Annotated in this window: 13 protein-coding genes; 8 read left to right on the top strand and 5 right to left on the bottom strand. The window is 70.6% G+C overall.

Annotation, left to right across the window (positions count from 1 at the left end; genetic code table 11):
* The first annotated feature begins 46 nt into the window (after positions 1-46).
* The gene (locus RAH39_RS05185) at positions 47-748 is read left to right on the top strand and encodes a hypothetical protein (protein ID WP_306591742.1); all 702 of its coding nucleotides are present in this window, start codon (positions 47-49) and stop codon (positions 746-748) included.
* Between the two features lie 5 nt (positions 749-753).
* Here RAH39_RS05185 and RAH39_RS05180 read toward each other — a convergent pair whose 3' ends face one another.
* Together RAH39_RS05180 and elbB are read right to left on the bottom strand one after the other, a co-directional pair.
* Entirely contained in the window at positions 754-1803 is a 1050-nt protein-coding gene (locus RAH39_RS05180) for a sensor domain-containing diguanylate cyclase (protein ID WP_306591741.1), read from the bottom strand.
* Between the two features lie 477 nt (positions 1804-2280).
* Positions 2281-2958: an isoprenoid biosynthesis glyoxalase ElbB gene (gene elbB / locus RAH39_RS05175; protein WP_306591740.1), complete on the bottom strand. Its 678-nt coding sequence runs from the start codon at positions 2956-2958 to the stop codon at positions 2281-2283.
* 198 nt (positions 2959-3156) lie between these two features.
* Here elbB and RAH39_RS05170 point away from each other — a divergent pair, with 198 nt between their 5' ends.
* The 7 genes from RAH39_RS05170 to RAH39_RS05140 all read left to right on the top strand — a co-directional run bounded on the left by RAH39_RS05170 (position 3157) and on the right by RAH39_RS05140 (position 10466).
* On the top strand, positions 3157-4314 hold the full coding sequence (locus RAH39_RS05170; RefSeq protein WP_306591739.1) for a pyridoxal phosphate-dependent aminotransferase: 1158 nt from the start codon (positions 3157-3159) through the stop codon (positions 4312-4314).
* Positions 4315-4331: 17 nt separating this feature from the next.
* Positions 4332-6335, top strand: coding sequence for a DUF4178 domain-containing protein (locus RAH39_RS05165; RefSeq protein ID WP_306591738.1), 2004 nt, complete (start codon positions 4332-4334; stop codon positions 6333-6335).
* Positions 6335-6514: a hypothetical protein gene (locus tag RAH39_RS05160; protein ID WP_306591737.1), complete on the top strand. Its 180-nt coding sequence runs from the start codon at positions 6335-6337 to the stop codon at positions 6512-6514. The genes RAH39_RS05165 and RAH39_RS05160 overlap by 1 nt, the downstream gene beginning before the upstream one ends.
* Entirely contained in the window at positions 6514-6732 is a 219-nt protein-coding gene (locus RAH39_RS05155) for a DUF350 domain-containing protein (RefSeq protein ID WP_306591736.1), read from the top strand. The genes RAH39_RS05160 and RAH39_RS05155 overlap by 1 nt, the downstream gene beginning before the upstream one ends.
* Positions 6733-6742: 10 nt before the next feature.
* Positions 6743-7120 (top strand): GxxExxY protein, encoded by a 378-nt coding sequence (locus RAH39_RS05150; RefSeq protein ID WP_373467350.1) that lies wholly within the window; start codon positions 6743-6745, stop codon positions 7118-7120.
* A gap of 27 nt (positions 7121-7147) precedes the next feature.
* On the top strand, positions 7148-8686 hold the full coding sequence (locus RAH39_RS05145; protein ID WP_306591734.1) for a polyamine aminopropyltransferase: 1539 nt from the start codon (positions 7148-7150) through the stop codon (positions 8684-8686).
* 172 nt (positions 8687-8858) lie between these two features.
* Entirely contained in the window at positions 8859-10466 is a 1608-nt protein-coding gene (locus RAH39_RS05140; protein WP_306591733.1) for an FAD-dependent oxidoreductase, read from the top strand.
* Here RAH39_RS05140 and RAH39_RS05135 read toward each other — a convergent pair.
* The 3 genes from RAH39_RS05135 to RAH39_RS05125 are packed head-to-tail and all read right to left on the bottom strand — an operon-like array spanning position 10437 to position 13157.
* Positions 10437-10952: a phosphoglycerate mutase family protein gene (locus RAH39_RS05135; protein ID WP_306591732.1), complete on the bottom strand. Its 516-nt coding sequence runs from the start codon at positions 10950-10952 to the stop codon at positions 10437-10439. The two genes, RAH39_RS05140 and RAH39_RS05135, sit on opposite strands and share 30 nt — an antisense overlap.
* Before the next feature lie 8 nt (positions 10953-10960).
* Complete coding sequence (locus RAH39_RS05130; protein ID WP_306591731.1) at positions 10961-12043, bottom strand: aldo/keto reductase; 1083 nt, start codon at positions 12041-12043, stop codon at positions 10961-10963.
* A 31-nt stretch (positions 12044-12074) separates the two neighbouring features.
* A complete protein-coding gene (locus RAH39_RS05125; protein ID WP_306591730.1) occupies positions 12075-13157 on the bottom strand; it encodes a response regulator in 1083 nt (360 codons plus the stop codon).
* Between the last annotated feature and the right edge of the window lies 1 nt (position 13158).

Here is a 13158-nt window from a genome sequence, read left to right as displayed (position 1 = left end):
GGCGGAAATGGCCGGAGAACCCCCGGAGCCGCCCTAAACTTCCCCCATGCCCCGCCCTTCCGCACCTTGGCCGCTGCCGCCCGACGCCTCGTGGGCGCAGTTCCTGCGGCTGCTGCGCCAACCGGAACCCCCCGCCGGTTGGCTGGAAGCGGCGGCGGAGCGGCCGGAGCTGTTGAAGCGGCCCCTGCTGCTGCGGTGGATCGCGCAGCATCCCAAGGCGCCCGCGCACCTCCGCTCCCGACTCCTGGCGCGGCTGCCCTGGCGGGCGCTGGCGGCCATCGCGGGCGATGCCGCCGCCCATCCCCAGGCCCGCCAGCAGGCCACGGAGAAGCTGCAGCAGCTATGGGCGACCATGACCACGGGCGAGCGGCGCAGCCTCGCCCTTCAGGCGCCCCGGGCCCTCTGGGCGCAGGTTTGGCGCGCACCTTCACCCAGCGTCCTCGCCGCCTTCCTCCAGCATCCCAAGCTGAGCCTGGAAACCCTCGCCGCCCTCATCCAGCCGCCGCTCCGCCCAGCCCAGGCGGACGCCCTGGCCGCCTCCCGCTGGCGGGGCGCCGAACCCGTCGCCCTCCAGGTGCTCCAGGCCCTGGACCGGACGCTCGACCTTCCCGAATCCGGAATGGTGCTGGGCCACGCGGCCCCCTGGATCCGCGTCCTCGACGACGAGGCGCGGATCCTCGCGGCCAGCCGGACCCTCACCCCCGCGCTGCGGCAGATGGTGCATCCGCGGCGCGCAGCGGCGGACTGACCCGCCTAGTCCCGGGCCGCGTGGTGGGCGCGCTTCATCGCGTACATGGCCAGGTCCGCCTCCCGGAGCAGGGCCTCCAGATCGGCGCCGTCCTCCGGGAAGACCACCACCCCGATGCTGGCGGCCAACTCGAACACCTGGTCCTCGTATGCGAAGTCGCCACGGACCCGCTCCGCCAATTGCACGCCGAAGCGCCGCGCGGCCTCCGGATCGTTGACCGTGGCCAGGAGGATGGCGAACTCGTCGCCCCCCAGCCGCGCCAGCGTGTCGGACTCGCGGAGGAGGGCCTGCAGCCGCTGGGCCAGGGTGCGGAGCGCGGTGTCGCCCGCCTGGTGGCCGCAACTGTCGTTGATCCGCTTCAGCCCGTCCATGTCGATCAGGGCGATCCCCAGGCGCCGTCCCTGGCGGCGGGCCAGCTTCAGCCCCTGGTGGAAGCGGTCGTAGAACAGCGCCCGGTTGCCCAGCCCGGTGAGGGAGTCCTGGGTGGCGCGGGCGAACAGGTCGCGGGCCTCTTCCACCTGGGCCGTGTAGAGGGTGGCATTGGCCATGGCCGCGGCCACCACCTCCGAAATCAGGCGCAGGGTGTTGCGTTCCACCGGAGTGAAGGCGTTGGGCCGCTCGGAGAGCACCTTCAGGACGCCCACGGGAATCCCCCCGTGGGTGAGGGGCATCACCACCATGGACCGCAGCCCCACCGACCGGCAGGCCTCCCGGTCCACCCGGGGATCGGTTTCCGAGTCCTCGCAGGAGAGGGGCGCGCCCTGCTCCACGCACAGGCCGGACAGGCTGCCCTGGCGGCGGATCCGCAGCCCCAGCTGCTTCGCGGCGATCCCCGTGGCGGCGCGGTAGACCATCTCCTCGCCTTCCGCCAACTCCAGGGCGGCGCCCGCGGCCTCGGTCAGATCCTGGGCCAGATGGGCCACCCGCTCGATCACTTCGCCCAGGTCCAGCCCCGCCTTGGCGATCTCCGTTTGGAAACGGATGATGCTCAGCAGGCGCTCGGGCGGAAGGGAATCATCCCCTTCCGTGGTCGAAGAGAAGGGGACGGGGGACATCACGACACTCCAGACGATCGGGAGTCCCAGGATCCGATTCCCCTTTCCGTACCGTCAAGAGGACTGAAATGCCTGGTTTTGGAAGATTTCCGCATCATCCCCCGGTCCTGCTCGAATTCGTCAGATCCGCGTGAGTTCCTCGCGACCATGCGGGTCGCGGAGCAGGCTCCGGGGGAGCCTGCGGAGCGGGGCCCCGCAGGGAGCGAATCACCGGCCCCCTTCAGCAGCGCTTGAGGACTTCACTCACGCAGCGTTCGATCCCCATCCTCGCGACCATGCGGGTCGCGAAGCAGGCTCCGGGGGAGCCTGCGGAGCGGGGCTCCGCAAGGAGCGAATCACCAGCCCCCTTCAACAGCGCTTGAGAACTTCCACTCACGCACCGTCCGAGCCCAATCCTCGCGACCATGCGGGTCGCGGAACAGGCTCCGGGGGAGCCTGCGGAGCGGGGCCCCGCAGGGAGCGAATCACCGGCCCCTTTCAGCAGCGCTTGAGAACTTCATTCACGCAGCGTTCGATTCCAATCCACACATCCCCCAGCCGGGCGTCGTCGAACATGTAGGCGGGCGTGGTGATCAGCTTGCGGCCCTCGTCCACGACGATCTCCCGGGCGTTGGGCGTGGCGATGTGGCGGTGGCCCAGGGCCTGCACCGCGGCGGCGGAACCGGGATCCATGCCCAGGGTGAGGTCCACCGGCGCGTCCCGGGACAGGACGAGCGCCACCAGGGCGGGCGCGATGCAGATGGCCCCCACGGGCTTCTTGGCATCGAAGAAGGCGCGGACGAAGGCCGCCACGTCCGGGCGCACCTCCGCTTCGGCGCCCTTGAGCGCGAAAGTGCAGTGGTTCTTGGCGACGCCGTACCCGCCGGGCATCACGAGGGCGTCGTAGTCGCCGGGATCGGCGCGGGCGAGATCCAGGCACTCGCCCATCCGCGCGATGCGGCTGGCCTCTTCCAGGATGTTGCGGGCGGCACCGGGAACCGGCTGCCCCGTGGCGTGGTTGACGACGTGGTACTGGTCCGCGTTGGGCGCGATGCACTGGAACGCCGCGCCGTGCTGATCGAGCGCCAGCAGCGCCAGGACCGCCTCGCGCACCTCGGCGCCGTCGAGGTGGCCGCAACCGGCCAGCAGCACCGCGACTTTGGGCGTCTTCGCCATGGGAGCCTCCGGAAGTTCCGCCCGATTATCGCGCCAAATCCGGCCGCGGGCAGATGAAGGCGGGAAAGGCGTTTCAAAGCGGAGGAGAGCGGAAGGTCGGAGGATCGCGGAATTCCTCCGGCCTTTTTCCGCTTCCTCCGTTCGCCTCTGTTTTCCTCCGCTTTTCCATCTCTTTCTTGCCCCGTCTACTCTGGATCCATGCCCTTTTCGTCGCGCCTGCCCGCCGGTTTCGAGCCCAACACCCTGTCGGCGGCCCTGGCGCGGGCGAGGTCGGAGGGCCGGGACGTGCTCGACCTGACGGTGTCGAATCCCACGCGGTGCGGCTTCGCGTATCCCGAGGCGGAGATCCGCGCGGCGCTGTCGGCTCCCGGCGTGCTCGCCTACGATCCGGATCCCCAGGGCGCCGCATCCGCGCGGGAAGCCGTGGCGGCCCACCACGGGCACGGCCTCCGGGCGGAGGACCTCCTCCTCACGGCCTCCACCAGCGAGGGCTACGGGCTGCTGTTCAAGCTGCTGGCCGATCCCGGCGACGAGATCCTGGTGCCCAGCCCCAGCTACCCGCTGTTCGAATGGCTGGCGCGGCTGGAAGGCATCCAGGCCCGCGGCGTGCCGTCCTACTTCCACGACCGCTGGCACCTGGACCTGGGCGCCCTGGAGGCCGCAATCTCGCCCCGCACGCGGGCCGTGGTGGTGGTGAACCCCAACAACCCCACCGGACATTTTCTGTCGAAAACGGAGTGGCATGAGCTCACCGACTTGTGCGCTCGTCACGGCCTGGCGCTCCTGGTGGACGAGGTCTTCTCCGACTACGCCCTGGAGGCTCCGGTGGACCGGCTGGCCACCGCGCTGGAGGATCCAGCTCCCCCCTGCCCCGTCTTCGTCCTGTCCGGCCTCAGCAAGGTAGCGGCCCTTCCCCAGTTGAAGCTGGGCTGGATCGCCGTTCGGGGACCGGGCGCTTCCGCCCATCTGGAAGGCCTGGCCTTCCTGGCGGACCAGTACCTCTCCGTCTCCGCTCCTGTCCAGGCCGCCGCGCCGGCCCTCCTGGCCCTGGCGCCGGGCCTCCAGGCCCAGATCCGGGCGCGACTCCGCGCCAACCTCGCGGCCCTCGACGCGGCCCTGGCGGCCCATCCCCGCCTCTCGCGCCTGCCGGTCGAAGGCGGGTGGTCCGTCCTCCTGCGCCGCCCGGCCGTGGACGAGGATGAGGCCTGCGCCCTGCGCCTGCTGGAAGAGGCCTCGGTCCTGGTCCATCCGGGTTCCTTCTTCGACCTGCCCGGGGGTGGCCACCTGGTGGCGAGCCTGCTCACGCGTGAGGCGGCCTTCCGGGAAGGGCTGGACCGCATGCTTCCCCTGCTCTGACATAATCGCGGCACCCCATGAGCGCCCTCGCCTCCTGCCCCAGTTGCGGTGCCCCCCTGAGCTTCCGCCCGGGGACGATGGTCGCGGTCTGTCCCTACTGCCACGCCCTCGCCGCCCGCCGGGACCGGGATCCGGAGCTGCTCGGCAAGGCGGCGGCGCTGGTGGACACGGGCTCGCCCCTGGGCCTCGGGGCCACGGGGACGTGGACGGGACGCGCCTTCACCCTGGCGGGCCGCGTCCAGCTGAAGCATCCGCTGGGCGGCACCTGGGACGAGTGGTACCTGGCCCTGGACGACGGCCGCTGGGGCTGGCTGGCGGAGGCGCAGGGCCGCTTCTACCTCACCTTCGCCCAGGCGCCGCGCGGTCCCCTTCCTCCCGTAGCGGAGCTGAAGGCGGGCGCCCCCGCGGACCTGGGACCCGACGGCCTGTGGACCGTCGTGGAAGTCAGCGAAGCCGCCTTCCACAGCGCCGAGGGCGAGATCCCCTGGGCCGTGGAACCCGGCGCCACCTATCGCTTCGCGGACCTCTCGGGCCCCCGCGGCGCCTTCGCCACCCTGGATTACGGGGAGGAGCCGCCGCTGCTGTTCGTGGGCCGGGAAATTGCGCTGGAAGAGCTGGGCATCCGAGGGGGCACCCGGAAGGCACCCCCGGTGGCGGTCCAGAACCTCAACTGCCCCAAGTGCGGGGGGCCGTTGGCTCTGCGGGCGCCGGACCAGACCCTCCGCGTGGGCTGTCCCAGTTGCGGCAGCCTGCTGTCCGCCGAGCACGGCAAGCTGGCGTTCCTCAAGAGCCTGGAGCGCCCCCATGCGAGCCTGGCCATCCCCCTGGGAGCCGAAGGGACCCTCCGCGGGGAGCGCGTGATCTGCATCGGCCAGCTCCGGCGCAGCTGCACCGTGGACGGGACGGTGTATCCCTGGAACGAATACCTCCTCCTGGACGCCGGGCACGGCTTCCAGTGGCTGGTGCAGAGCGAGGGCCACTGGAGCCTGGCCGTCGCCGCGCCCGCCGGAGAGATCCCCCAGCCGCAGCGGGGACAGAAGAACCTGTCGGCCCTGGACGAGACGTGGCGGCGGTTCCAGGACACGTCGGCCGTGGTCGAGGGCGTGTGGGGCGAGTTCTACTGGCAGGTGACGCGGGGCGAGCGGGTGGATGTCTCGGAATTCGTAGCGCCGCCCCGCAGCCTGACGCGGGAGCGGCAGGCACATCCCAACGGCGGCGAGGAGGTCAACTGGAGCCTCTCCACCTACCTGGATCCGAGCGAGGTGTGGACGGCCTTCCAGCTTCCCGGCGCGCCGCCTCCACCCATCGGCATCGGGGCATTCCAGCCCAACCCCCACAAGCCCGCCCTGAGCCGAGCTTGGCTCTGGGCCGTCGCCGCGCTGGGCCTGCTGCTGGTGCTGGTCCTGGCCGAATCCGCCACCCACCGCCGCACTCAGCTCTTCCATCAGCAACTGGATCTGTACGACCTGGCCCGCCTCGATTTCCAGGTGGGCGACACCATCCATCGCCCCTCTTCCCCCCGGGGACCGGCTCCGGCCGGCGAATCCCCCGAACCCGTCTACTTCTCCGATCCCATCCAGATCAAGGAGGGGCACCGGAACCTGGCCTTCACCCTCCGCGCCCCCGTCAGCAACAGCTGGGTGAGCGTGGAAGGGGCCCTGGTGAGCGAGACCACCGGCGTCGCGGAGCTGTTCCTGGTGGAATCGAGCTTCTACCGCGGCGTGGACGGCGGCGAATCCTGGGCCGAAGGCGCCCAGACGCAGACGGTCTTCCTCAGCGCCGTTCCGCCCGGCAGCTACGTCCTGCGGCTGGCTCCCCAATGGGAGGGGAAGATGCCGCCGGTGCGGAGCATCGAGGTCGAGCTGCGCCAGGGCGTGATGCGCTGGCTCTATCCCGTCCTCGCGCTGGTGGCCATCCTCGTCGTGCCGCTGGTGACGGCGCTGCGGATGGCGGCCTTTGAGAGCCGGCGCTGGCAGGAGAGCGCCTACGCGGCGGGAGCTTCTTCGGGAGACGACGACTGATGCGCATCCTCTACCTGCTCTTTCTCGCGGGCGGCTTCAGTCTGGTCGTCGCCAACGGCTTCTTCGGGCGCGAATTCTTCGGCCAGCACCGCCGCGCGGACCTGCCCCCCAGCGTGCGCCAGACCCCCGGCGCCTACCGCACCTTCCTGCACAACAACGGTTTCCACGGAGGCAAGTGATGATCGCCAACCCGCTGCTTCACCAGCTCCTCGTCGCCGCCGTCTTCTCCCTCCTCGGCCTCGCCATCCTGGGCCTCGTGTGGCTCCTCCTGGTGAAGATCCTCCCCTTCTCCCTCCGCAAGGAGATGGAGGACGACCAGAACGTCGCCCTCGGCATCGTCCTGGGCGCCCTGATCCTGGGCATCAGCCTCATCATCGCCGCCGCGATCCATGGGTGATCTGCCACAGATGAACCCGGATGAACGCGGATGGGAGGCCGTGTCCGAAGCCATCATCGGGGCGGCATTCAAGGTCAGCAACACGCTTGGATGCGGGTTTCTGGAGAAGGTCTACGAGAACGCCCTCGCCCACGAGTTGAGGAAAGCGGGCTTCCCCGTTCTGCAGCAGCATCCTGTGAAGGTCATGTACGACGGAGTGATCGCCAGGGATTACTTCGCCGATCTGCTGGTGGTCGGCTGCGTCATCGTTGAATTGAAGTGCGTCACGCATCTGGAGGACATCCACCTCGCTCAGTGCCTCAATTACTTGCGCGCCACCGGACTGCGGCGGGGCCTGATCCTCAACTTCTTCTTCCCGAAAGTCGGCGTGAAGCGAGTGTCCCTATGACCCATCCGTGTCCATCCGCGTTCATCCGTGGCTGATTCAGCTTCTGCCCTCCCGTCGGAGCCCGCCCTCAAGGCTCCTCTGCTGTTCCTCAGCGTGCTGCTCATCGCCAGCTGCGGGCTGATCTACGAGCTGGTGGCGGGGACGCTGTCGAGCTACCTGCTGGGGGATTCGGTCACGCAGTTCTCCACGGTGATCGGGGTCTACCTCAGCGCCATGGGGCTGGGCTCCTGGCTGTCCAAGTTCCTCCAGCGGGGGCTCGCGCGGCGCTTCGTGGACCTGGAGCTGGCGGTGGCTCTGGTGGGTGGGTTTTCCGCGCCCAGTCTCTTCCAGGCCTTCGCCCACACCCACGCCTTCCGGGTGGTGCTCTACGGCGTGGTGACGGCGGTGGGAACGCTGGTGGGCCTGGAGATCCCCATCCTCATGCGGATCCTCAAGGACCAGGTGCGCTTCAAGGACTTGGTTGCGGGCGTGCTGACCCTGGACTACATCGGCGCCCTGTTCGCCTCGCTGCTGTTCCCGCTGCTGCTGATGCCCAAGCTCGGCCTGGTGCGGACCAGCCTCGCCTTCGGCCTGCTGAACGCGGCCGTGGGGCTGTGGTCCACCCACCTGCTCCGGTCCCAACTCGGCCCCACGCGGATGCTGCGCGCCCGCTGCTTCGCGGTGATGGCCATCCTGGCGCTGGGTCTGGGCTTCGCCGGGAAATTCACCCTGGCGGTGGAGGAGGAGATCTTCGCCGACGAGATCGTCTACGCCAAGGACAGCGCCTACCAGCGCATCGTCCTCACGCGCGGGCGGGGCAGCTTCCAGCTCTTCCTCAACGGCAACCTGCAGTTCTCCAGCGCGGACGAGTACCGCTATCACGAGGCCCTGGTCCATCCGGCCTTCGGCGTCCGGCCCGACGCGAAGCGGGTGCTGGTCTGCGGCGGCGGGGACGGACTGGCCGTGCGCGAAGTCCTGAAGCAGCCCTCGGTGCGGGAGGTGGTGCTGGTGGACCTGGACCCCGCCATGACCGACATGGCGCGGCATCAGCCCATGGTGCGCCAGCTCAACGGCGCCGCCCTGGACGATCCCCGGGTGAAGGTCGTCAACGCTGACGCCATGGTGTGGCTCCAGGAGACGCAAGGGGCGCCCTTCGACGTGGCGCTGGTGGATTTCCCCGACCCCAACACCTACGCCCTGGGGAAGCTCTACACGTCGCGGTTCTACCGGCTGCTCCAGCGGCGCCTTGCCGACGACGCCGTGATCGCCGTCCAGAGCACGTCGCCGCTCATGGCGCGGCAGTCCTTCTGGTGCATCGCCGCGACCATGGAGGCCGCGGGACTGAAGGTGCGGCCCTACCACCTGGCCGTCCCGTCCTTCGGGGTGTGGGGCTTCGCCCTGGCCTCCAAGCGCGAGTTCGCCGTCCCCACCCGCGTCCTGCCCGGCCTGCGCCACCTGTCCGACGAAGCCACCGCGGCCATGTTCGCCTTTCCCAAGGACATGGACCGCATCCCCACCGACGTGAACCGCCTCGACAACCAGCTGCTGGTCCACCTCTACGCCCGGGAGTGGCGGCGGTGGTCGTGAGGGGGATGCGCCCTGTTGGGGAAGAGGTTCCTCGCTCGCGGGGAAAGGCATGGGAACCGCAGATGTCGCCGATAACGCAGATGAAAAGATGGAACCTCCTTCATCTGCGGCCCTCTGCGTCATCTGCGGTTTCAACTCGTTTTTCCTTTCCCCCCCTCCATCTGGGCAGGCCATGAAGCGCCGCGATTTTCTCGCTGCGGGCGCCCTCTCGGCAGTTCCCCTGGCCTGCCGGCGGAAGCCCGAGTTCCCGTTCCAGGGCGAGTTGATCGGGCCGGACGTGGCGCTGGGCCACTGGATCCGGGACGGGGCCTTTCCGGATCCGGAGCGCTTCGAGCCCGTGTCCGTCCTCGTCGTGGGCGGCGGCGTGGCCGGGCTCAGCGCTGCGTGGCGGCTGGCGGGCGGCGGACTGGACGACTTCCGCGTCCTGGAGCTGGAGCGCGAGCCCGGCGGCACCTCCCGATCCGGCCGCAACCACGTCAGCGCCTTTCCGTGGGCCGCCCACTACCTGCCGGTGCCGGATAAGGGCAACCACGCGGTCCTGCGCCTGCTGGCGGAATGCGGTGTCCTGGAGGGCTTCGACGCCAAGGGCGAGCCCCGGTTCGCGGAGGAGGCCACGGTGCGCGCGCCGGAGGAGCGGATCTTCGCCTACGGCCAGTGGTGGGAGGGCCTCTACCTGCGGGCGGGCGCCAGCGCCGAGGACGAGCGGCAGTACCACGCCTTCTTCCGCGAGGTGGACCGCTGGGCGGCCTTCCGGGACCGCGCCGGCCGGCCCGCCTTCAGCATTCCCCGGTCCCGGTGCTCGGACGCCCCGGAAGCGGTGGCCCTGGACGCGCTCTCCTTCGCCGCCTGGCTGGACGCCCGGGGCTTCTCGTCGCCGCGCCTGCGCTGGCTGCTGGACTACGCCTGCCGGGACGACTACGGGTCGCGGCTGGAGACCACCAGCGCCTGGGCGGGCCTGTTCTACTTCGCGGCGCGGAAGCAGGGCCCGGGCGAGGATTCGCGGCCCCTCCTCACCTGGCCCGAGGGCAACGGCTTCCTCGTGAACCACCTCCGCCGCGCCTGCGGCGACCGGTTGCGTTGCGGCGTGGTGGCCACCGCCATCCGGCCCGACGGCAGCGATCTCCTCGTCACGGCCTGGGACGCGGTGAACCAGCGGCGGGTGGGCTGGCGGGCGCAGCGGGTGATCTTCGCCGGTCCCCAGCACGCCGCGCGGCACATCGTGGCGGGGCTGGCGGAGGCCCGACCCGCCGCGGCCCGCATCCGCAACGCCCCCTGGATGGTGGCCAACCTCACGCTGCGGGCGCGGCCCAAGGAAGCCGCCTTCCCCCTCGCCTGGGACAACGTTCTGCGGGACAGCGAAGCCCTGGGCTACGTGGCGGCCACGCACCAGGGCTTGAAGGACTACGGCCCCACGGTCCTCACCTGGTATCGCCCCTTCGCGGGGGCGGAGTGCGACGCCGAGCGGGCCCGGCTCCGCACCCTGGACTGGTCCGCCTGCGCCCGGATGGTGATGGACGACCTGCGCCCCGCCCACCCCGACCTGGAGGGCCTGGTGGCGCGGCTGGACGTGATGCGGTGGGGTCACGCCATGGTCCGTCCGCAGCCCGGGTTGATGTGGGATCCCGCCTTCCTGGCGCTGGCCCGGCCCTTCGGGAACGTCCACTTCGCCCACACGGAACTCAGCGGCCTGGCCCTGTTCGAGGAGGCCCAGGACCACGGCCTGCGGGCGGCGGAGGAAGTGCTGGCGGCCTCAGGCCGCCGGGACGGCAGCTGGCGCTGAGGCCTGGAGCTTTTCCACCAGCGTCGGGGCGCCCTGGGCCGGGACGCTGATGATCCACAGCCGGTCGTAGGTATCCAGCGACCAGTAGGGCAGTGGCCCCTTCACACCCAGGCCCCGCGCCAGCTTCTTCACCAGGTCGTGGTGCCAGCAGACGATCACGGTCTGCCCGCGTCGCTCGCGCAGGATCTCCGCCGCCAACGCCTCGGTTCCATCGGCGGAACGTACCAGGGGCGCCACGCCCGATTGCGCGGCGAAGGGGGCCAGGGTCTGCTGGGTGCGCTTCCGATCGGAGGCGTACAGGGCCGCGGGCTTGAAGCCCGCCAACTGGGGAGGCAGCGCCGCGGCGCGGCGGAGCCCGGCGTCGGACAGGGGGGAATCCTGGTCCAGGAACGACTGGCGCTCGGCGTGGCGGAGCACCACGACGGTGGTCTCCTGGGCGGCGAGGCCGGAAGCGGCGAGAAGGACGACGGCGAGGAAGAAGCGCATCGTTCCTTTTACCACCGCTCCTGGTCCGTCTGCGGCGCCAAGGGCCAGGGGGCCGCGGGGACGCCGTCGATGGCGGAGCCGCCGTGCATCACGCTCTTGGCATTGACCAGAAATGCGTGGGGGAAGATGGGCGCGGGCTCGCTGGCGGCGTCGAGCCGGGCCATCAGCTCGGGCGGCAGGTCCAGGTCCAGCGCCCGGAGATTGGCGTCCAGCTGCTCCAGGGTGCGGGCGCCCAGAATGGGGCTGGCCACGCCCGGCCGCGCCAGGACCCAGGCCAAGGCCACCTGGGCCATGCCCGTCCCCAGCTCCGTCGCCACGGCCTCGGCGGCATCGAGGATGGCGTAGTTGCGCTCGTTGAGGCTTTTGGACACGCCCGGCACGTGACGACCCTCGCCCTCGGGCCGGCGGTTCCGGCCGTACTTCCCGCTGAGCAGCCCCCCCCGGAGCGGGGACCAGGGCGTGACGCCCAGACCGTGCGCCCGCGCCATGGGCAGCAGGTCGTGCTCCACCGTGCGCTCGATGAGCGAGTATTCGATCTGGAGCGCCACGAGGGGCGACCAGCCCCGGAGCCCGGCTTCCACCTGGCCTCCAGCCACCTTCCACGCGGGCGTGTCGGAGACGCCGAGGTAGCGGATCTTCCCGGCCCGCACGAGGTCGTCCAGGGCGCGGAGCGTCTCGTCGATCGGGGTGTAGGGGTCGTCGAAGTGCATCCAGTAGAGGTCGATGCAGTCCGTCCGCAGGCGGCGCAGGCTCTGCTCCAGCTGCTGCTGGATGGCCTTCCGCCCGGCCCCGCCGCCATTGGGATCGCCCGGATGCAGGTTGCCGCAGAACTTGGTCGCCAGGACCACCCGGTCCCGCCCGCCGCGCTCCGCGAAGTGGTCGCCCAGGATGGTCTCGCTGTGGCCCTTGGTGTAGATGTTGGCGGTGTCGATGAAGTTGCCGCCGGCCTCCAGGTAGCGGTCCAGGATGGCGCGGCTGGCGGGGACGTCCGCCCCCCAGCCCCAGTCCATCCCGAAGGTCATGGTGCCCAGGCACAGCGGGCTGACGCGCAGGCCCGAGTGCCCCAGGGTGCGGTAGTCGGCGAGTTTCACGGCGGCCTCCTTCCCCCTTCCCGGGTTGGGATCAGGGGCCCGCGTCCTCGTCCGGCGCCTCGTCGGGGTTCGCCTCCAGGATGGCGCGGAACCGTCCCAGGTTCGACAGGAACAAGTCCACCAGCGCCGGATCGAAATGGGTTCCCCGGCCTTCCCGGATCAGGGCCACCACCTGGTCCTCGGGCCACGGATCCTTGTAGCGGCGCCGGTTCCGCACCGCGTCGTAGACGTCCACCAGCGTGGTGATGCGGGCCTCCAGGGGAATGACCTCGCCCTTCAGGCCCTTGGGATAGCCGCTGCCGTCCCACTTCTCGTGGTGCCCCACGGCGATCCGCGCCCCCATCTGGATGAAGGGGACCGTGGAGCCCTTGAGGATGGCGGCGCCCATGGTGGTGTGGCGCCGCATGGCCACCCACTCGTCGTCCGTCAGGGCGCCGGGCTTCTGGAGGATGGCGTCCGGGACGCCGATCTTGCCGATGTCGTGCATGGGCGCCGCGGATTGGAGGGTCTCCACCCGGGCCTCGTCCCAGCCCAGCAGCCGCGCCATTTCGGCGGCGTAGAGCCCGATCCGCCGGACGTGCATCCCCGTCTCGTTGTCCCGGTGCTCCGTGGCGGCGATCAGGCGGAGGGCGATCTCCTCCCGGGAATCCCGGATCTGGAGGGTCTGCTCCCGGACCTTCTGCGCCAGCTCCGCCTCCCGGTCGCGGAAGGCGATCTCCAGCCTCCGGCGGCGCAGGGCGCCGTTCACCTGGACGAGGATCTCCCGGGGCTGGAAGGGCTTGAGGACGTAGCCGAAGGCCCCCTGCTGGAGGCACTCGATGGCCGTCTCCGCGTCCTCCACCGAACTCACCATCACCACGGAGGTGTCGGGGATCCGGGGGTGGAGCGCCTTGACCAGGTCCAAACCCGAGGCTCCCGGCATCTGGATGTCGCACAGCACCAGGTCGGCGGGCTCGGCCTCCAGGGCGGCCAGGGCCTGGGAAACGTCCTCCGCCTCCCGGCAGCGGTAGCCAGCCTTGGCCAGGATCCGCTGGAGGGACAGGCGGATGACCGGAAGGTCGTCCACGATCAGGACGCGGGTCTCCGCCGGCACCACCTGGATGTCCTCGGTCATG

The organism is Geothrix sp. 21YS21S-4, assembly GCF_030845995.1.
Taxonomy (GTDB): Bacteria; Acidobacteriota; Holophagae; order Holophagales; family Holophagaceae; genus Geothrix.
The sequence above is the reverse complement of the archived record's forward strand: the minus strand, read 5'-3'. Positions and strand labels throughout refer to the sequence as shown.

What these genes read in the sequence shown, in the direction of transcription:
- RAH39_RS05125 (WP_306591730.1), bottom strand. Translation starts at nt 13,157, where the DNA reads ATGACCGAGGACATCCAGGTGGTGCCGGCGGAGACCCGCGTCCTGATC.
- RAH39_RS05165 (WP_306591738.1), top strand. Translation starts at nt 4,332, where the DNA reads ATGAGCGCCCTCGCCTCCTGCCCCAGTTGCGGTGCCCCCCTGAGCTTC.
- RAH39_RS05180 (WP_306591741.1), bottom strand. Translation starts at nt 1,803, where the DNA reads ATGTCCCCCGTCCCCTTCTCTTCGACCACGGAAGGGGATGATTCCCTT.
- RAH39_RS05160 (WP_306591737.1), top strand. Translation starts at nt 6,335, where the DNA reads ATGCGCATCCTCTACCTGCTCTTTCTCGCGGGCGGCTTCAGTCTGGTC.
- RAH39_RS05155 (WP_306591736.1), top strand. Translation starts at nt 6,514, where the DNA reads ATGATCGCCAACCCGCTGCTTCACCAGCTCCTCGTCGCCGCCGTCTTC.
- RAH39_RS05140 (WP_306591733.1), top strand. Translation starts at nt 8,859, where the DNA reads ATGAAGCGCCGCGATTTTCTCGCTGCGGGCGCCCTCTCGGCAGTTCCC.
- RAH39_RS05150 (WP_373467350.1), top strand. Translation starts at nt 6,743, where the DNA reads ATGAACCCGGATGAACGCGGATGGGAGGCCGTGTCCGAAGCCATCATC.
- RAH39_RS05185 (WP_306591742.1), top strand. Translation starts at nt 47, where the DNA reads ATGCCCCGCCCTTCCGCACCTTGGCCGCTGCCGCCCGACGCCTCGTGG.
- RAH39_RS05135 (WP_306591732.1), bottom strand. Translation starts at nt 10,952, where the DNA reads ATGCGCTTCTTCCTCGCCGTCGTCCTTCTCGCCGCTTCCGGCCTCGCC.
- elbB (WP_306591740.1), bottom strand. Translation starts at nt 2,958, where the DNA reads ATGGCGAAGACGCCCAAAGTCGCGGTGCTGCTGGCCGGTTGCGGCCAC.
- RAH39_RS05170 (WP_306591739.1), top strand. Translation starts at nt 3,157, where the DNA reads ATGCCCTTTTCGTCGCGCCTGCCCGCCGGTTTCGAGCCCAACACCCTG.